The following is a 17,770-nucleotide window of genomic DNA, read 5'->3' as shown; positions in this document are numbered from 1 at the left end:
TGCCTTTTTTTACTTAAAATCACCTCTTAACCCGGATGTTCATATTCCTATGCAAAAGCTTGATCTTTCCACCTATAAACGAAGGGGGCTGTTTGCGGCCTTCAAGGATCGCGATATTCCTTTTTTTTCAACTTCAAGCCATATTGACATAACAGGTCTGAAAAAATTCGCCGATGCCCACAGGTGTGGTTTTTTTCTGTCCATCAGCTTTCTGATCACAAGATCCGTCAACCTTGTGCCGGAACTGCGCCACCGGGTCATTGATGGGGATCTGTTTGAATTCCAGAAAGTTGATCCGGGTTTTACCGTTCTGATGGAAGATGAGACCTTTTCCTTTTGTGATTCCCGGTATTTTGATTCCTTTGAGGCGTATCGGAGATATTCGGAAATAAAAATTCAGGAGGTCAGGGAGTGTCCCGACCGGAATACCGGGGAAAAGCACCACATGTTTTTTATCACCAATCTGCCCTGGTTCAGTTTTACATCCATGGTGCATCCCTATGACAGGCAGCATGGCTACATCCCTGTGGTGAGCATCGGAAAATACTTTCAACAGGGCGGGAGGCTTCTGCTTCCCATCGGGATTCAGGTAAACCATGCCCTGGTGGATGGTATTCATGTGGGTAAATTTTATCAGCAGTTGTCGGATATGTGTGAATCTCCGGAGCTTTGGCTGTCAGTGGAAAATCCGAAGGGATGATGACCTGCGTCGGGTTTGGAACGCCATCAGAAAAAGCATCCTTATTTCAGTCGCCATCCTTATAAGGGATTAATATCATGGAAAAAGTATGGATAAGCTTATTGAAACCGGTTGCAATGGTCTTCATGCTCTGTCTTGCCGGGCTTATCATGTCCGGAGATGTTTATGCCAGTCGGTTTCTGGACAACGGAGACGGAACCATGACGGATTTGCATACCGGCATGATGTGGACCAGACAGCCCATACCGGTTGGTGAGGTCGTCTGGAATAAGGCGGTTTCAACGAGCCAGTCTTTCAGCATTTCCGGCATTGGTGGCTGGAGACTGCCGGAAAAGGATGAGCTTGCGATTTTTGCCCGTGCCCTGCGGTCAGAGCCCTTCCCCGGAGTGTTCAGGTCCACCTGCTGGTCCAATACGCAGGATGCGGCGGTCAAGGATAATGCCTTGTATGTGTACATGAAATTCGGCACTGCTTATAGCGACAGCATGTGGTTTTCCAGGCATTGCGTGTGGCCCGTCCGAGCCAGTCAGTGATGGGAGGTGGACAGACACCAATGCCGGGCACCATGAGGGTCATCAGGGAGGGGGATCCATGGAGGATACTTGCCGTCTTTATACGGATCTGGCGTGGCTCTGGCCCATGTGGGGGGATGCGGCTACGGAATATGCCCCTTACTGCCAGCATGTCACGGCCCAGATCCGACGCCATGCAAAGGGTCCGGTACATACCCTGCTGGATATCGGGTGCGGTGGCGGAAAGAATGTCTTTAACCTGAAGCGGGAATTCAGGGTTACGGGTCTGGATTTAAGTCCTGCCATGCTTGCACAGGCAGGGGAGCTGAACCCGGAGTGCGCCTTTGTCCATGGGGACATGCGGACCGCAAGGCTTGGGAAAACCTTTGACGCCATTCTCATGGATGATGCGATCTCCCACATGAACTGCCGGAAAGACTTTGAAGCGGCCTTCCGCACAGCCTTTGCCCACCTGAATCCGGGCGGTGTTCTGGTTGTGGCCCCGGACGTGATGACCGAAACCTTCCGGCAGAACAGAACCACCGTTACGCCTGTCCTGCAAGACGGTCTTGATCTTGTCATCATCGAAAACGTGAACGATCCCGATCCCTCAGACGGGCAGTATGAAACGACCATCCTGTACCTGATCCGGGAGCAGGGTCGTCTGCGGATTGAAACCGATCACTGGACCATGGGGATCTTCCCACGGGAAACATGGAAGCAGGTTCTTGGCGAAGCGGGTTTTCATGTGCATGAAGGGCTGTACTCCCATGGAGATGATGAATATACCGTATTTACCTGTGTGAAGAACGGACCATAAAAAGAAAGGCTCCTGAGGCCTGCGGTCTCATTCGGATTTCAGGCAGCCCAGAATAACGGAATACAGGTACCCCTCTGTTTTGCCCTTCGCAAGCTTGCAGGATTTGAACATATGAGCCCATGTCCATATGGGGATGCAGTACCAGCCCTGATCCCTGATTTCTCCCACTATGACAACCCAGTGGGCGAAATCATAGTTCTGTTTGGAGGGGTCCCATATAGTGGAGGGGGCAGTGCTGTTTTGATGGATCCAGCTTAAGCCATTTACGGCAGCAATGGCAAAGGGACCATTGTCCTTCTTTTCACGGAACCACTTATTCAGTGCATTGATCATGGGGCCCGGCTCGGTCATGCTGGGGATGAAATAGAGTTCTTCAGCGCCGATGATATCGGTCAAAAGGAGCTGGACGCCATTTTCCGTGAATGCCAGATCCCCGTGCTTCACCCCCAGAGGCTGTCCCTTTACGAGAAATTTTTCCGTATATTTTTTCTGGTCCTCATAAAGGCCGGGGTTGATGATCTTCAGCATCTTCGCCAGCGTTCGGCTGATGATGAAATCAAGTTTTGTATGGGGTTTGATTTTGGGGTTTTCGGCGGCTTTTTTTGTGTACTGTTTCATGCGACCAGCCAGCAGGGCGTTGATGTCCGTTGTTTCGGATTCACTGGACAGCGGAGCTTCGGCAACGCTTTTCATGATGGTTTTATATTCGGCCTGTCCCGGCTGAATTTTCACCGGCGCTTTGATTTTTGAAATACCTCCGACAAAAACCTCGTTATTGAAAATAGCCCGCAGCAGGGCGGTAAAGCGCTGGGGCTGGAAGGAAAGCAGTACGAAAATCACCGATGCCTGCCCGCATACACCAAACTGATCCTGATCCAGAGAAACGGGGTCAGCAATCAGACAAATGGCCCTTGCGGCATAGTCATTGAAGAGTTTCAGGTCAGAAAGTTTTTCGATGGCCTTCACCGCAGCCTGGCTTCTGTCTTTGTCTGTCCAGGCATTTTTTTCTTTGATTTTCCGTCCTGCATCTGTTCCAAACCCCATCATTTCCTGGGCCTTTGTCTTGCCAACCAGAAGCGAGAGGGCGTCTCTGAAGGATATTTTTTTCAGTGCGTCGAGGTAGGTGGCTGTCTTGAGTTCCGGAAGGGATTCTCTGCAGTGAAAGACAAAGGCTTTTTCCAGCATAAAGATCCAGTAGGACTTGTGCCTTTTTTCCGGAAGTTCTTTGGTGTAAAGGAGGGTTTTCTGGACTTTATAGTAAACCGGATTGTCCGTATCCGGAGAATAGAGCCGGACAACAACGCTGCCGCCGCGCAGATCCGCCATGGCGTCCGATGAAAATTCCGGCTCCAGGATTTCAGCAAAGATGAGGGCAAGAAAAAAGTTTTCCGATCTCCCGATATCATAGATGCAGGGCGAAGACTGGAAAAGATCCTGCTTGCTGTACCAGTGGCTGATGGTACTCCAGGCATACTCCTTGCCGGAGGCAATGGTGGTGTCAGGAAGATGGGTGGCCGCTATATCTTTCGTGTCAAGTTTTCCATCCTTGTGCGCATAGGACGCCATCTCAAACCTCCCGGCAGCAGTTCAGGTTGCAGATGAGGGGTTCTCCGGCGGATTTTCAGAAGAGGCCTCACCGTGAATGAATCCGGATCCGGATTTTTTTTGTAACGTGGGCTTTATATCTCATAAAAAGGAGCTGTTTCGGATGGGTATGCTCTTTTTTGAATAAATCCGGGCCAGACCGCCGAGAGAGGTTTCCCGGTAAAGGGCCTGCATGTCATGCCCCGTTTCCTTCATGACCTCCACCACCTGATCCAGGCTGACATGGTGGCGACCGGAAAAGAGCAGGGCATATTCGGCGCAGGCCAGGGCCCGGATGGCACCAAAGACATTGCGCTCAATGCAGGGGATTTGCACAAGGCCTGCCACAGGGTCACAGGTCAGGCCCAGATGGTGTTCAAGGCCCATTTCAGCGGCGTACTCCACATGGCGGGGCTGGCCTCCGAGAAGCTGGGCTGCCGCCGCAGCGGCCATGGCGGAGGCAACCCCCACCTCTCCCTGACATCCCACCTCCGCCCCGGAAATGGAGGCCTTTTTTTTCACAAGGCTGCCCACAAGACCTGCCGTAGCCAAAGCCTTCAGTATGTCTTGTGGGGTATGGCCTCCCCTGCCGTAGAGATAGAAAAGCACACCTGGCAAAACCCCGCAGGAACCGCAGGTGGGGGCCGTGACCACAAAACCGCCAGAGGCGTTGGTTTCTGAAACCGCAAGGCTGTATGCGGCCACAAGGGCTGTGCGGTTTTCATGGAGCGGAAGGCGCTTTGCCCGTTCAAGGCTTGTGGCTGCCTTTCGGCAGAGTTCCAGACCTCCGGGCAGGACACCCTCTGCGGCAAGCCCTGTGCGGATGGCTTCCTGCATCTTTTCCCAGATGAACCCAAGATGATCCCAGATGTCTTTTCCCTCGCACTTTTCCACAAGCTCCCAGAGAGAATGCCGGTTTTTCTCGGAAAGGCTCACCATTTCTTCCATGCTGTCATAGGGATAGAGGTTGGGGCTTTCTGGTTCGCTGGCGCCTTCTTCCCGAAGTTCCCCACCACCGATGCTGAAAACCTGCCATTGTCCGAGAACCTGGTCTTTACTGTCCAGGGCTTCAAAAAGCATGCCGTTGGGGTGGAAATCCAGGGCCTCGGTATGCCAGATGAGGGTACAGGGCTGAGGGGCAAGGCCGTCTTCGATGGCCCTGTCCGTCAGGTGCCCTTTGCCCGTGAGGCTGAGGCTGCCGTAAAGGTGCACCCGGAAAGCCTGAGCTTCAGGATGGTTTTTGCGGAAGATTTCTGCGGCCCTGCGGGGGCCCATGGTGTGGCTGCTGGAAGGCCCCATGCCGTAGCGGTAAAGCTGTTTGAGGGATTGCATGGCCGTTTCTCCTCAGAAATCAATCTTGTAGTATTCCACCCAGGGCCTTAAGCGCAGCAGCCCGGCTTCCTGGAGGATCTCCATGGCGAGGATGGCAAGGGCAAAGGAAAAGGCAAGAACACAGATTCCCCGGACAACCCGGCTTCGGTTGGGATCCCTGAGGGCGATGAGCAGGGGAAGCAGGCCAAAGAGGATCACGATGCCCACCCCGCCCACAAGATCCAGGGCCTTCAGGAAAATGTCCGGATACACAAGGGCGATGGCCAGAGGGGGCAGAAAGGTGAGGGCCAGAACAAGGCTCCGGCTTTCGATGTGAAAGGTGTTGGTGAGAAGATCCCGGATGAAGTTCTGAAGTCCCAGTCCGTTGGCGAGAAAAGAGGTGGAGATGGCCACCAGGGCAAAGGCCAGGGCGCAGAGGGTGAAAGTCTGGCTCTGCAGGTGAAAGGCCATGGGAACGGTGGCGGGCATGTTGGTTTCCCAGGAGGAAAGGAGGCTGTTTTCACCTGTGAGGGGGATGACGCCGATGCCCACGAGAATCCAGAGGCCATTCATGGCAAAGGCGAGAGCCATGCCCCAGAAAACGGCTTTGCGGTACTGGGTTCGATCCCAGGCAAGGCTGGTGCTGATGGTGGGAATGATGTTGTGGAAATGAAAGGCCGTGATGATGATGGGCAGGGTGGCGGGCAGGTACCTCCAGTCCATGTAGGCCATGTTTTTCACCTGCACATGCCCGGCTCCCAGAGCCAGGAGAGCGGCAAAAAGCAGGGCCAGCACGGCAATGAAAAGGGTGTTGAGCCGGGCGAGAAAGCTGAGGTTGATGGAGGTGAGGGCAATGAGGGGCAGGGAAAAGAGCAGCATGACCAGAGAAAGACGCGACTCCATGCCAAAGAGGCTTGCAAGGATCTTGGCACCTCCCGTGAAATAGGCGGTGAGCAGGCCATAAAGAATGAGGAGATTGGCGGCCATGGCGATCCATTTGCCGGTTTTTCCCAGGAGAGCCTCGTACATGGAAGGATAGTCAAAGGTTTCACTCCGGTTTCGGGCTGCTTCATCCCCAAGGATGCTGGCGCTGAGGTACATGAGCCCTGCCCCTGCGAGGATGGCCAGCATGGAGGGCCCAAGACCGGCAAGGCCGGTGTTGATGGGCAGACCCAGAATGCCAGCGCCCACAAGGTTGCCGGTGATCAGGGCCGTTGCGGCCACAAGGCCGGTCTTTTGCATGTTTTTTTGCGTGTTGTTGTCCATGGAGGGCCTCTTCTGGGGTGGAGTTCCGGTCTTTAAGAGAAAGGGCGGAAAGCCTGAGAAAGCGCCTTTTGGGAATGGTGCAGAAAAGAATGGGGAAAAATCTGGTTGTGGTGATTTGCTCTTATCTATGCGGTAAAAGGACGAGAAATGTCAAATGTAAAAAGGATCATTTTTGCCCTCTGAGGGCAGACTGTTTCCGGATTCGGGTAACCATCCGGTCGGGGAAGGGGTAAAAATGAGACGGAGCTGCAGGAAAGCAGAGAACAACATTTTTTTAAGGATATCCAAATGCGAGATGAAACAGTCTGTTCCCTGGCCGATATTCCGGGCGGTGTCACCTGCCGTATGGCCGTCGTGCAGGAAGAGGAAGGGGGGATTTCTCTGGCCCTTCGATCTGCAGCCTTCGGGCTGATACCCGGTGTGCCCGTTCGGGTGATCCGCAACAGCGGCTGGGGTCCGATGGTCGTGCATGCGCGGGATACTTACCTGGCTCTGGGTCGGAAGCTGGCCCGCAGGCTGAGGGTGGTGCAGGAGGCAATGCTTTCTCCATCGGATTTTCGTGAATTTCCGGGCTCGGAGGCCGAGTGATGGACGCTGCTGTAAGACGGAAAATCTTTCCGGAAGAGGACCTGTTTTCCGCAGCTCCGCACCGACAGAGGGTGATAGCCGTTGCGGGACAGCCCAACACGGGAAAATCGACCCTGTTTAATCGGCTGACCGGTATGCGGCAGCGGGTAGGAAACTGGCCAGGCAAAACTGTGGACAGGAAAACCGGGGACACCTGGTTTGGTGCAACACTGTACCGCATGGTGGATCTGCCCGGCGCTTACAGCCTTACACCGGCTTCAGCAGAGGAGGCCATCACCAGAGACTACCTTCTTTCGCGGGAAGCGGATGTGGTGGTGCTGGTGGTCAATGCGGCGGCTCTGGCCCGCACCCTGTATCTGGCGGCGGAGCTGATTCCCTTGGGCCTTCCCATGGTGGTAGCCCTCAACATGACGGACGTGGCCGAGGCGGAAGGCCGTCCTGTGGACGCCAATGCACTGGAGCAGGCCCTGGGAATTCCCGTGATTCCCATGGCCGCATCCCGGAATCGTGGAGTGGGCGGACTGCTGGAGTGCCTGGAGACCCTGGAAATAAAGCCCATGACGCCGCAGGGGCTTGAGGATTGGCCTCAGACGGTGAAAACCGTGGAGCGGCTCATTGCGGGTTATCTTAGCGAGGATCTGCCTGCAGGCTGGACGGCCACCAAGCTTGTGGAAGAAGATGGGGAAATCCTGAGGCGGGTGAAGGCCCTGCTGCCTGAGGCGGAGGAGCGGCGTCTGAAAACCGTGCTGGAAACTATGGAAAAGGGTCCTCTGAGCCTGGTGGAGGCCAGACGGAAATGGATTGACTGCGCCTGTGCCGTCGCCCTTCCGGATACCCGGATGGCTGCGGACCGCACCCTGAGGTGGGACAGATGGCTGCTGCATCCCTTGTGGGGGCGGTGGGTGGCATTCCTTTTCATTCCCCTTCTCATGGCTTCGGGTGTGGCTTTGGGGGCGATGACGGGTGGTACCCTGATCAAGGCGGCCCTTTCCCAGCTCCCTGCACTCAAGGCGGCCTGGCCGGGGCTTCTGGGCAGCCTCGTGGCGGATGGTATTCTCATGGGCATCGGCTGGGTCACAGCCCTTTCGGTTTTTATTGCGATCATTTATGCCATTTTTTTCTTTCTGGAGGATGTGGGGTATCTCGCCCGTGTGTCTGTTCTGGCGGACGGGCCGTTGCGGCGGGTGGGGGCTTCGGGCAGGGCGGCCATTCCCATGGTGCTGGGGCTGATGTGCAACGCCGTGGCCGTGGCGGGAGCCAGGGTGGTGGAAACCCGGAGACAGCGGATGGTTACCAGCATCATGCTGCCCTTTTTTCCCTGCCTTGGTCAGACCATCGTGGCGGCTGTTTTTGTGATGGCCTTTTTCCCGCCACGCACCGCAGGATGGATTTTATGCCTCCTTACCCTGACCAATGTGGCGGTGGCCTTTCTCGTGGGGGGCATTGCCAGCCGTTTCATGGAAAAACGGGGGGAGGATGCCATGATCCTGGAGCTGCCTCTGTATCACCGTCCTCATTTTCCCACCATTCTGGCCAATCTGAAGGATCGGGTCTGGGCTTTTGTTTCCCGCTCGGGCAAGGTCATCCTTGCGGCCATGGTTCTGGTCTGGGCACTGACCTGGCTACCCAACGGGGATATGGAAACGGGCTTTCTTTACCGCATCGGCCAGTATCTTGAGCCTGCGGGTCGGATGATCGGGCTGGACTGGCGCTTTATCGTGGCTCTCATCAGTTCGTTTATTGCCAAGGAAACCACCGTGGGAACCCTTTCGGTTCTGTTCGCAACGCCGGATGCTTCCCAGGGTGCTGTGTCCGCGGCCATTGCGGGATCCGTTTCTCCGGCAGGAGCTCTGGCCTTTGTGGTGGCTTCCCATTTCTTCATCCCCTGTGTGTCCACAGTGGGCATTTTTAAGGCGGAAACAGGTTCCTGGAAGCTCACGGGAATTCTTGTTGGGGCCATGCTGGTGCTGGCTCTGGGCCTTGCCACCCTTACCTTTCATGTTGCAGAATTTTTTCTGTAGAGATTTTTTATCGTGAAATGGTTCCTGCCCGCAGGTGAGGCGGGGTTGTGCAGGAATAAGGCTTCAGAATCTGGAGCGCAGCAGCTCACCCGGGGTGATGCCGAAGGTTTTTCTGAAGGCTGCGATGAAATGGCTGACATTGGTGTAGCCCACGTCCCAGGCGGCTTCGCTGACGTTGTGGTCTTGGGTTTCCATGAGACGGCGAGCCTCCTGCATGCGATGGCGCTGGAGATAACCGAAAACCGTGGTGCCGAAGACTTCCCGGAATCCGGCTTTAAGATCGCACTCGTTGAGGCCGACTCTTCGGGAAAGCCGGGCAATGGTGGGCGGTTCTGTCATTTCACGTTCCAGAATACGGGCGGCCTCGGTGATGCGGTCACGGATGCGGGGTTGCGGTTTCCGGGTCTCAGAGTTCCTGGTGAGAGCGGCAAGATGCAGGGAGAGCAGTTCAAGGGCCTTGGCTTCCAGGTAGAGCCTGCGGATGGCGCCCTTGAGAGGGCAGAAGTTCATCTGATGAAGAACGGTACGGATTTCCGGCGGCGTGATCTGTTTGTGGAAAACGGGTGAGGCGTCTTCATTGTGTACAAGGGGAAGGAGGCCTGGCCGGTTTTTCAGGCTTTCGGGAGGCATCCACCGGGAGAGGAGTTGCGGCGTCACCTGAATCCCGATGGCGGCCTGACACTCTCCGGGATTCACGGAGAAACCGCCGTTCAGATCCGCCAGACGACAGATGGTGCAGGTATCCGCCTCTGTGACGCATTCCAGAGACGTACCATCGGCAAGATCGTAGTGATGATGGCGTGTGCCGGAGAGGTAGCAGCAAAAACTCACCGGAGTTGCCGAGGATTCCACTCGAAAATCCATGGCCTCAGTGGGCCGGAATCTTGAAAAGGTGAGGGAAAGTCCGGGACAGATGGCCAGCGCCTGGGTACCTGCACCGGCAAGGGGAAGGGAATCCGCATCCGTCACCGGCGTTTCCGTCAGCCGGAAAACAGGGGGAAATTCCGGTGGGGTTACGATGGGTGCATCCAGCATGGGCCATCCTTTCATTTTTTATTTTAAATTGATTTTGTCTAGCCTAAAAAATATTGTCTGGCAAGACAAATCGTGGAATTCTGGCAATCCCTGTTGGCTTTTCTATAAGATCAGGGATTTATATCTCATTTTAATATCTGTCTTTTGGACGTCTGCTTAATGCGGAGGATACCATGGGGAGTACGCTGGCTTGTATTCAGTGGAAGGCGGAACGGGATACCTGCTGTGGCAGGGATTTCATTCTTTCACCCGAATCCGGGACAGGATGGATGCGTTGCAGGAGCTTTGCTTCGGGACTGGACCTTACTCTGGCAGATTTTTGTCCCCGCAGGCGGGCGAATTTACCCCTGCACCTGGATGGGCCTGTGGTGGGGGTGAGTTTTTATCTTTCCGGCTCCGTTCGATGTCGTTTTCCCGGATCGGAAAAGACCATCGCCATCCGGGGCGGCGAGGCCGGGGCTTTTCGTCTTGCTCCCCAGAAAGGGGAAGGAGAGGCGGAGCCCTGCCGTACATCGCTGGTGGAACTGCGGTTTTCCGCAGCCTTGCTGGCGCATCTGGGCGGTCATGTCAGGACGTTTTTCATGGCGGGAGAGGAAGGCGTACGGGTGTGGCCCTTATCTCCAGAGGGGGCGCTGATTGCGAGAGATCTTCTGGTCTGCCCGTACTCAGGTGTGGCGCGGGAGCTGTTTTTCGAAGCCAAGGCCCTTGAGCTTCTTGCCTATGTTTTTTCCAGGGTGGAGGGGACGGTTTCAGACGATTTTTTTGCCATGCGGGCGGCTAGGGATCGTCTGGTGCGGGAAATGGCTGATCCTCCAGATCTTAAAGAGCTGGCCCGGGAGGCCGGATTTTCCAGATCCTGCTTTGCGGAACGCTTCCGGGAGCTCTACGGTATGCCGCCCTTTGCCTACCTTCGTGAACAACGTATGGAGACGGCCCGGATGTTGTTGATTTCCGGGAAGGCCAATGTGACGGAGGCGGCTTTTACCGTGGGATATGCCAGCCTCAGCCATTTTGCCAGGGCCTTTCGTGAGCGTTTTGGCGTATCGCCTTCTTCCCTCTGATGGCGACGGTCTCTTTTTTTCCGCTTGGGAAGTGTTTCCTGGTGCGGCCTGCCTTTTAAAGGGCGGGTTTTTTGTTTTTTATGGACTCAGGCATCCATTATCCGGACGGAATCGTTAGCGGACCAGAAGCTTTTTGGCTATCCGTACAAAGTCTCAGTCATCTAAAAACCAGTCTTGCAAAAGGAGTTTGAAATGGGAAGAATTTTGTACGGTACCGTGGTCGCAGCCGTCGCAATGGTCATGGCAGCCACACCGGCCTTGGCCCGTACCCTTGAAAATGTGTACGAACAGGAAGGTCTTGTGGTCACGGCCCAGAAGCAGCAGGAAAATATCCGGGAGGTGCCGGTGAGCATGGAGGTGTTTACCGGAGAGAGGCTGGAAGAGGCGGAGATCCGCAACACGGCGGAGATGCTGCGGCATACGCCCAACCTCCACATGAAGGATTCCGGAGCGGATCATGTCATCGTTATCCGGGGCGTGTCGAGTTATCCCAACAGCCTGACCTCACCTGCTGGATACTATGTGGATGACATTGCCTATCCCCTTCAGGTGATGCACAACACGGATTTTTTCGATGTGGAGCGGGTGGAGGTACTCCGTGGCCCCCAGGGAACCCTGTACGGCAAGAACTCCGAATCCGGCCTGATCCATGTGATCACCCGTGCGCCGGATGACACCCTGCGGGGACGACTGCGGCTGGGATACGGGAACTACAATACCTGGGAAGGGGGTGCTTCCGTGAGCGGTCCTGTGTTGCAGGACCGGCTTTTTGCCGGTGTTCAGGTGCTGGGCATGAAGTCCGACGGGTTTGTAGAGAACCTGTATACGGGTAATGACAAGGTCGGGAACAGGGAACGGCTGAGCGGCCGGGCCCGGTTGCGCTGGACTCCCAACGATGCATGGGAATTGGAATACCTTGCCGACGCCCTGCATCACGATGATGGGAACGGTATTTTCCGGTTTTATGAAGCAGGAGATGCCGGAGATTTCACGACCCCTCCCCATAAGATCAATCAGGACGTGGACAACCAGTACAAGGAGGAGACCGCCAGTACTCACAGCCTGAGGCTGAAGCATGCGGGTGAGTCGTTTGACATGACGCTTATTACGGGATTTCAGGAATACAAGATGGACTTTCTGGTGGATGCGTTTATTAAGCCCACCAATGACGGAACCTGGCTGTATTCCTACGGAAGCCGTCAGACCATGACGGAACTGCGGGTGAGTTCCCCCGTAACTGCCGACCGTGTGAAGTGGCTCGTGGGAGTGGCCACATCCAGTGAGGAACAGAAGGTCAACGCTGACGGGGGAGATCCCAGCGGAGAACGGTACTACTGGCGGCGGGTGGACATTGACATTGTTTCTCAGGCCATTTTCGGGCAGGCCACCTGGCGTTTTGCGGATCGATGGTATCTCACAGGCGGGGGACGTTTTGACTTCCAGACGGCGAAGGGTGTCCTCAGCGACCGGAGCATTTATGCCTTCATGAATGCCGACACAACGGATGACCTTTCCAACCGGGAGTTTTTGCCCAAGGCTGCGCTGCGGTTTGCTGTGACGGATGATGTCTCCATTTATACCAGTGTGGCCAAGGGTTTCATGGCCGGAGGCATCAATGCCTGGGCCAATCTCAGCGTGCCTGATTCGGGGAGATACAATCCCGAATACACCTGGAACTACGAAGTGGGCATGAAGGGTCGTTTTCTTGATCGCAGGCTGGATGTGGAGGCTGCCCTTTTTTATATCGACATCAAGGACAAGCAGGTTTCCGATACCAATAAGGATATGCAGACATACATCCGGAATGCGGCCAGCGCCACTTCCTGGGGGGGCGAGCTTTCCTTTACCGCTCGCATTTTTCCCGGTTTCGATGTCTTTGGCGGCATGGGGCTGACCCAAAGCGAGATTGAGAAATGGAAAACCTATGAGCAGGACAGGGGTGGGAATGTGGTGGCGCTGGATTACAGCGGCAAAAAACTCCAGAACGTCCCCGAATACACCGCCAACCTGGGCGCCCAGTACCGCCATGCCAGTGGCCTGATCGCCCGTGTGGATGTCCATGGTGTGGGCGAGTTTTATGGCGATCCCAAAAACAGTACGCGGCAGGAAGCTTACCGGCTGTTGAACGCCAAAATCGGGTATGAGACCGAGGCCTGGGATATTTCCCTCTGGGGAAAAAATCTCACGGATGAGACCTATGCCACCTATATCGCTCCTTATAAAGGTGCGGCCGGAGAGCTGGTGGGCAATTCGGCTAAAGACGGCGATCCTCTGACCTTTGGCGTGACCGTGAATCTTAGGTATTGAAGTCCGGGCCTTTTTTTTGCAGAAACCGTTCCGCATGAGGGAAAGATGGATCTGCCTGTGTGAAGTAGGAAAGCCTCCGGATCGTGCGCTCTCAGCACTATCCGGAGGCTTTTTGTCTTGGGGGCGTTTTTGCCCGGTACGGGCAGTCCCATTCCGGGGGCGGGTAGAACGGGCGGGGGCGACATGCAACAAAGGGAAAACGATTTTTTCGTGTTGCGGCTCATATTTTTACCCTTTATATCGGAGGCCTTCATGTCCGACTCCTCCCAGAAGTTTTTTTTGCGGCAGATCGCGGGTGCACCCAGACGGATTGGATTGGCCTGCCTGCTTTCCGTCTTTAGTGGTTTCGCAGCCATGATTCCTTTTTTGGTGGTCCACCGCGTATTACTCCACCTGCTTTCCGGGGAGCTCCATTCTGCCCCCCTAGGACTGCTGCTTCCCTTGGCGGGTGTGGCAGCGGCCGCCGTGGTTTGCCGACATCTTTTTTTCTATGGTTCACTCGTTTTTTCCCACATGGCGGCCTTTGACATTCTTCTTGCTCTCCGGCGGGAGATGGCGGCCCATCTGGGCCAGTTGCCCATGGGTTTTTTTGACCGAAACCGCACCGGCATTATTAAAAAAACGGTGACCGAGGACGTGGAGCAGATGGAGCTGTTCATCGCCCATCACCTCCCGGATTTCGTGACTGCTCTGGTGGTGCCGCTGGTGCTTCTGGTATTTCAGTTTACCATCCATCCTCTCATGGGGCTTGCCGCTTTCCTGCCCTTGCCTTTTGCCCTGTGGCTGCAGATCCGGATCCGGCGTCGCATATTAGCCGAGGGAATGATTGCGGGCTATCATGCCTCCCTGGTCGCCATGAACCAGGTTATCGTTGAGTTTGTCCGCGGCATGGAGGTCATCAGGATTTTTAACCGATCCAGGGATGTCTTTCAGCGGTTAAGAGACGCCGTTCTGGATTTCCGGGATCAGGTTCATGCCGTGACAGAGGTGAGCGCACCGGCCTGGGGATTTTTTGTCGTTTCCGTAAATGCCGCTGTCTTCTGCCTCGTGCCCATGGGACTTGTGCTTCATGACGCAGGTCGGCTGGATACGGCTGATTTTCTCCTCTGTCTTATGATTGGGGCAGGATATATGGCGCCGGTTATGAAAATCGCCCTCATGGCGGGTCTTTTTGAGCGGATCCGGGAAGGTGTCCGGCAGATGGACCGTATCTTTAAGGAACCGGTGCTGCCGGATCCGGACGTCGGTTACCGGCCTCGTTCTGCCAGTGTCTCTTTTACGGAGGTTTCTTTTTCCTACGGCGATCGTCTTGCTCTGGATCGGGTAAATTTCGAGCTTCCCTCAGGTAGTATCACCGCTCTGGTCGGACCGAGCGGAGCGGGAAAAACGACCATTGCCCAGCTCCTTTGCCGGATGCAGGATCCGGATGCGGGATCTATTCGCATCGGTGGGGTGGACTTGCGTGAAATGACCTGGTCTGAACTCACCCGGCATATTTCCTGCGTGTTTCAGGAAACCATGATTTTTTCAGGAACGGTGATGGAGAATCTCCGGTTGGGGCGCCCCGGAGCTACGGAAGCCGAGGTGTTTGCCGCATCCCAGGCTGCTCGCTGCGAGGATTTTGTCTTGAAGCTTCCGGAGGGCTACCACACCCGTGTGGGGAACGGTGGTGTGCACCTTTCCGGTGGAGAGCGTCAGCGGATCAACCTTGCACGGGTGATCCTCCGTGACGCTCCCGTGGTGGTACTGGACGAGGCGACAGCCTTTGCAGATCCGGAAAACGAACTGGCTATCCAGGAAGCTCTTTCGCACCTTATGGCAGAAAAAACCGTTGTGATCATCGCCCATCGCCTTGTCACCATCATGAACTGCGATCGGATTCTGGTGGTGGAAGCCGGGCGTCTGGTGGAGGCGGGCGTCCATGGAACCCTTTTAGCGGTTGGGGGACGGTATGCCGCCATGTGGCGTGCCTGTTCCCAGGCTTCGGATTGGGTGCTTGGCGGGGAGGCAGCCCATGCTTGAGGCATTTTCCGTCGTATTTGGTTCCTTGCGGCCCCTGGTTTATCCTCTTTTGCTGAACCTGTTTTACTTTATGACTAAGGGCGCGCCGTACGCGGTGCTGTACGTCCTGATCCGGCATCTTCTGGAGAAAGGGAAGGTTTCAGGAGCGTTGGGGGGCGGGATCCTGGCCGTTATGGCGGGGGTCGCTATGTTGCAGGTGATGGCCGGAATTGCTGTCCACAGGACGGCCTACAGGACCGCCTTTCAACTCACGGCGGAGGCCAGGCTGCGCTTGGCGGACCATCTGCGGAAACTTTCAATGGGCTTTTTCCGGGACCATGATCCCGGGGAGGTTTCTTCCCTGCTCCTGCAGGATATGGAAAAGTGTGAGCATGTTTTCAGTCATTTTTTCATTGACTTCGTGGCGGCTTTTTTTTTCCCCTTGCTCCTGCTTTTAGGGTTCTGGTTCCTGAACCCCCGGCTCACCTGTATCCTGGCGGCGGGCCTGACTCTGGCCTTGCCCATGCTTTTTTTCGCACGAAGGCTTGTGGGCCGAATGGGGGAGCGACAGATCGCCGCCATGCGGCAGATGGTAGATGCCATCCTCGAATACGTGGAGGGCATCCGGGTACTGAAATCTCTGAATTGTACGGGGAGTTCCTTTATTCGCCTGGATGCGGCTTTTGCCCGGCTCAAAAAACGGAGCCTCCGTCTTGAGGCGGCGGGTGCTCTCCCTGTGGGTCTTTATCAGATGCTTCTGGAACTGGCTTTTCCTCTGATGCTTTTTTCCGGAGGATGGATGTTTGTCGAAGGGGAGCTGAGTTTGGTCGTATTCGCAGCTTTTCTCGTTATCGCTTATCGTTGCATTGAGCCCTTGCAGACCGCAGGCAGCTTCACTGCGGAATTGCGTTACATGCGTCTCGGCGCAGAGCGGATTGCACGTGTGATGGAGACCCAGCCACTGCCTATGCCAGCTTCCCCAAAAAGACCGAAAGGATACACATTCTGTTGTGAGTCGGTCTGTTTCGGCTATGGCGGGCAGTCCGTGCTGGATGGGGTTTCCGCGAATTTTGAAGCAGGCAGACTCACCGCCATCGTGGGGTCTTCCGGTTCGGGTAAGTCCAGCCTGACCCGGCTTATGGCACGGTTCCGGGACGTGGATAGCGGCCGAATCACTCTGGGCGGAACGGACATCCGGGAGATGGCTCCCGAAACCCTTGCCGACGCCCTCTCCATCGTGTTTCAGGACGTCTATCTTTTCGATGATACCATTGCTGCCAATATCCGTCTTGCGGATCCCACGGCGGATGAATACAAGGTACGAGCTGCAGCCAAAGCTGCATGCTGTGACTTTATTGATGATTTTCCTTTAGGGTTTGACACCCCTGTGGGTGAAGGAGGTGCGCGGTTATCCGGAGGACAGCGACAGCGAATCGCTATCGCCCGAGCTATTCTAAAGGATGCGCCAGTAGTGATCCTGGACGAGGCCACAGCCGCCCTGGATCCGGAAAACGATGCCCTTATTCAGCAGGCTGTGGATGTGCTGGTGCGGAATCGCACGGTGATCGTGATTGCCCACCGTCTCAGAACTGTTGTCCGCGCTCATTGCATCCATGTACTGGAAAAAGGCAGGGTTGTGGAGTCGGGTTCCCATGCTGAACTCATGGCGGCTAAAGGCCGTTATCACAGTCTCTGGGAAGCCCAGGAGCAGGCGGGGCGTTGGCGGATGGGGCGGGAGGGGGGCGGCAATCCGCCTGAGAATGATGTTCCCCAGGGATGTCATGTGGCATAGGCTTCCGTGTGCCGTGTACGGAGGTTATGGAAAATGGTGTTGAGGGCGTGTGGTAGCTCGCGGCTGGTTCTGAGATAGAAGTGGCCGCCAGGAAAGATGGACAGGGTGAAGTCTGTGGAGGTGTATCGCTTCCACTGTCGCATTTCTACCACATGCGCTTCGTTGTCGGACCGGGCGCAGAAGGCATGGATGGGAACGGAAAGAGGGCCGCAGTTTTTGGGATTCCAAGTTTCATCCATGGTGAAATCAGCCCGGAGCATGGGGAGAAAGCAGCGAAGAAGTTCCGGCTGTTCCAGTACGGCGGGGTCTGTGCCCTGGAACCTGGCGAGTTCCCGGAGGAAGTCGGTATCGGGCAGGGCGTGGAGCGGGCGGGGTTCAGGGAAATGGGGCGGGCGGCATGCGGAAACGAGCAGCGCCTCGGGCTGGGGGCATGCGGCTTCGTCAAGGGCGTGGCAGGCTGCGTGGGCGACCTTGGCGCCTAGGCTGTGGCCGAAGAAAAGAAAGGGACGATCCAGCAAGGGAAGCATGCAGGGTAAGAGTTCGTCAATGAGTGTTTCCATTCTCCAGACCGGTGGTTCCCGGAACCTTTGTTCCCGGCCTGGTGGTTGGATGGCATGAACGGCAACGTCCGAGGGCAATTTGCGGGGCCAGCTTCTGTAGGCCGAAGCACCACCGCCGGCATGGGGAAAAAGGAAGATCCGAAAGGCGGGTTTTGCCGGAGTTTCCCATGATAGGATCCAGGGGGATGGGGATGCGTGCATGAGCTTTCCTT

General features: G+C 55.8%; 14 protein-coding genes. 9 read left to right on the top strand and 5 right to left on the bottom strand.

The features are described from left to right. The first annotated feature begins 49 nt into the window (after nt 1-49). The 3 genes from RBR60_RS09830 (at nt 50) to RBR60_RS09820 (ending at nt 2,032) form a co-directional block, all read left to right on the top strand. Nucleotides 50-700 (top strand): CatA-like O-acetyltransferase, encoded by a 651-nt coding sequence (locus RBR60_RS09830; RefSeq protein WP_320356231.1) that lies wholly within the window; start codon nt 50-52, stop codon nt 698-700. A gap of 77 nt (nt 701-777) precedes the next feature. After that, a complete protein-coding gene (locus tag RBR60_RS09825; RefSeq protein ID WP_320356229.1) occupies nt 778-1,233 on the top strand; it encodes a DUF1566 domain-containing protein in 456 nt (151 codons plus the stop codon). Nucleotides 1,234-1,291: 58 nt separating this feature from the next. Continuing rightward, nucleotides 1,292-2,032, top strand: coding sequence for a class I SAM-dependent methyltransferase (locus RBR60_RS09820; protein ID WP_320356226.1), 741 nt, complete (start codon nt 1,292-1,294; stop codon nt 2,030-2,032). Between the two features lie 27 nt (nt 2,033-2,059). Here the strand turns inward: RBR60_RS09820 and RBR60_RS09815 are convergent, their stop codons facing one another. The 3 genes from RBR60_RS09815 to RBR60_RS09805 form a co-directional block, all read right to left on the bottom strand. Beyond that, nucleotides 2,060-3,598: a hypothetical protein gene (locus tag RBR60_RS09815; protein WP_320356224.1), complete on the bottom strand. Its 1,539-nt coding sequence runs from the start codon at nt 3,596-3,598 to the stop codon at nt 2,060-2,062. A 120-nt stretch (nt 3,599-3,718) separates the two neighbouring features. Continuing rightward, the gene (locus tag RBR60_RS09810; protein WP_320356222.1) at nt 3,719-4,948 is read right to left on the bottom strand and encodes an L-serine ammonia-lyase; all 1,230 of its coding nucleotides are present in this window, start codon (nt 4,946-4,948) and stop codon (nt 3,719-3,721) included. 12 nt (nt 4,949-4,960) lie between these two features. Then, complete coding sequence (locus RBR60_RS09805; protein WP_320356220.1) at nt 4,961-6,169, bottom strand: aromatic amino acid transport family protein; 1,209 nt, start codon at nt 6,167-6,169, stop codon at nt 4,961-4,963. Between the two features lie 312 nt (nt 6,170-6,481). On the opposite strand from RBR60_RS09805, the gene RBR60_RS09800 reads away from it, so the two are divergent. Continuing rightward, a complete protein-coding gene (locus RBR60_RS09800) occupies nt 6,482-6,781 on the top strand; it encodes a FeoA family protein (RefSeq protein ID WP_320356218.1) in 300 nt (99 codons plus the stop codon). Continuing rightward, on the top strand, nt 6,781-8,802 hold the full coding sequence (gene feoB / locus RBR60_RS09795; RefSeq protein ID WP_320356216.1) for a ferrous iron transport protein B: 2,022 nt from the start codon (nt 6,781-6,783) through the stop codon (nt 8,800-8,802). The genes RBR60_RS09800 and feoB overlap by 1 nt, the downstream gene beginning before the upstream one ends. Nucleotides 8,803-8,865: 63 nt before the next feature. Here the strand turns inward: feoB and RBR60_RS09790 are convergent, their stop codons facing one another. Next, entirely contained in the window at nt 8,866-9,837 is a 972-nt protein-coding gene (locus tag RBR60_RS09790; RefSeq protein ID WP_320356214.1) for an AraC family transcriptional regulator, read from the bottom strand. 173 nt (nt 9,838-10,010) lie between these two features. On the opposite strand from RBR60_RS09790, the gene RBR60_RS09785 reads away from it, so the two are divergent. From RBR60_RS09785 to RBR60_RS09770, 4 genes are all read left to right on the top strand, one after another. Further along, nucleotides 10,011-10,898: a helix-turn-helix transcriptional regulator gene (locus RBR60_RS09785; RefSeq protein ID WP_320356212.1), complete on the top strand. Its 888-nt coding sequence runs from the start codon at nt 10,011-10,013 to the stop codon at nt 10,896-10,898. Between the two features lie 192 nt (nt 10,899-11,090). Further along, on the top strand, nt 11,091-13,205 hold the full coding sequence (locus tag RBR60_RS09780) for a TonB-dependent receptor (RefSeq protein WP_320356210.1): 2,115 nt from the start codon (nt 11,091-11,093) through the stop codon (nt 13,203-13,205). A gap of 252 nt (nt 13,206-13,457) precedes the next feature. Next, nucleotides 13,458-15,227, top strand: a complete 1,770-nt coding sequence (locus RBR60_RS09775) for an ABC transporter ATP-binding protein (protein ID WP_320356208.1) — start codon at nt 13,458-13,460, stop codon at nt 15,225-15,227. Then, complete coding sequence (locus tag RBR60_RS09770) at nt 15,157-16,998, top strand: ABC transporter ATP-binding protein (protein WP_320356206.1); 1,842 nt, start codon at nt 15,157-15,159, stop codon at nt 16,996-16,998. Before RBR60_RS09775 ends, RBR60_RS09770 begins: the two co-directional genes overlap by 71 nt. On the opposite strand, the gene RBR60_RS09765 is transcribed toward RBR60_RS09770, so the two are convergent. Further along, nucleotides 16,986-17,759 (bottom strand): thioesterase II family protein, encoded by a 774-nt coding sequence (locus RBR60_RS09765; protein ID WP_320356204.1) that lies wholly within the window; start codon nt 17,757-17,759, stop codon nt 16,986-16,988. The genes RBR60_RS09770 and RBR60_RS09765 overlap by 13 nt on opposite strands. Nucleotides 17,760-17,770 lie beyond the last annotated feature (11 nt).

Source organism: Desulfobotulus sp. (assembly GCF_034006065.1).
In the GTDB taxonomy this organism is placed as follows: Bacteria; Desulfobacterota; Desulfobacteria; order Desulfobacterales; family ASO4-4; genus Desulfobotulus.
This window is presented reverse-complemented; position numbering and strand designations above follow the sequence as displayed.

Excerpts from the sequence above, each read along its gene's own strand:
- RBR60_RS09765 (WP_320356204.1), bottom strand. The coding sequence starts at position 17,759 with ATGCACGCATCCCCATCCCCCTGGATCCTATCATGGGAAACTCCGGCA.
- RBR60_RS09800 (WP_320356218.1), top strand. The coding sequence starts at position 6,482 with ATGCGAGATGAAACAGTCTGTTCCCTGGCCGATATTCCGGGCGGTGTC.
- RBR60_RS09810 (WP_320356222.1), bottom strand. The coding sequence starts at position 4,948 with ATGCAATCCCTCAAACAGCTTTACCGCTACGGCATGGGGCCTTCCAGC.
- RBR60_RS09830 (WP_320356231.1), top strand. The coding sequence starts at position 50 with ATGCAAAAGCTTGATCTTTCCACCTATAAACGAAGGGGGCTGTTTGCG.
- RBR60_RS09770 (WP_320356206.1), top strand. The coding sequence starts at position 15,157 with ATGCCGCCATGTGGCGTGCCTGTTCCCAGGCTTCGGATTGGGTGCTTG.
- RBR60_RS09805 (WP_320356220.1), bottom strand. The coding sequence starts at position 6,169 with ATGCAAAAGACCGGCCTTGTGGCCGCAACGGCCCTGATCACCGGCAAC.
- RBR60_RS09785 (WP_320356212.1), top strand. The coding sequence starts at position 10,011 with ATGGGGAGTACGCTGGCTTGTATTCAGTGGAAGGCGGAACGGGATACC.
- feoB (WP_320356216.1), top strand. The coding sequence starts at position 6,781 with ATGGACGCTGCTGTAAGACGGAAAATCTTTCCGGAAGAGGACCTGTTT.
- RBR60_RS09825 (WP_320356229.1), top strand. The coding sequence starts at position 778 with ATGGAAAAAGTATGGATAAGCTTATTGAAACCGGTTGCAATGGTCTTC.
- RBR60_RS09780 (WP_320356210.1), top strand. The coding sequence starts at position 11,091 with ATGGGAAGAATTTTGTACGGTACCGTGGTCGCAGCCGTCGCAATGGTC.
- RBR60_RS09775 (WP_320356208.1), top strand. The coding sequence starts at position 13,458 with ATGTCCGACTCCTCCCAGAAGTTTTTTTTGCGGCAGATCGCGGGTGCA.
- RBR60_RS09820 (WP_320356226.1), top strand. The coding sequence starts at position 1,292 with ATGGAGGATACTTGCCGTCTTTATACGGATCTGGCGTGGCTCTGGCCC.
- RBR60_RS09815 (WP_320356224.1), bottom strand. The coding sequence starts at position 3,598 with ATGGCGTCCTATGCGCACAAGGATGGAAAACTTGACACGAAAGATATA.
- RBR60_RS09790 (WP_320356214.1), bottom strand. The coding sequence starts at position 9,837 with ATGCTGGATGCACCCATCGTAACCCCACCGGAATTTCCCCCTGTTTTC.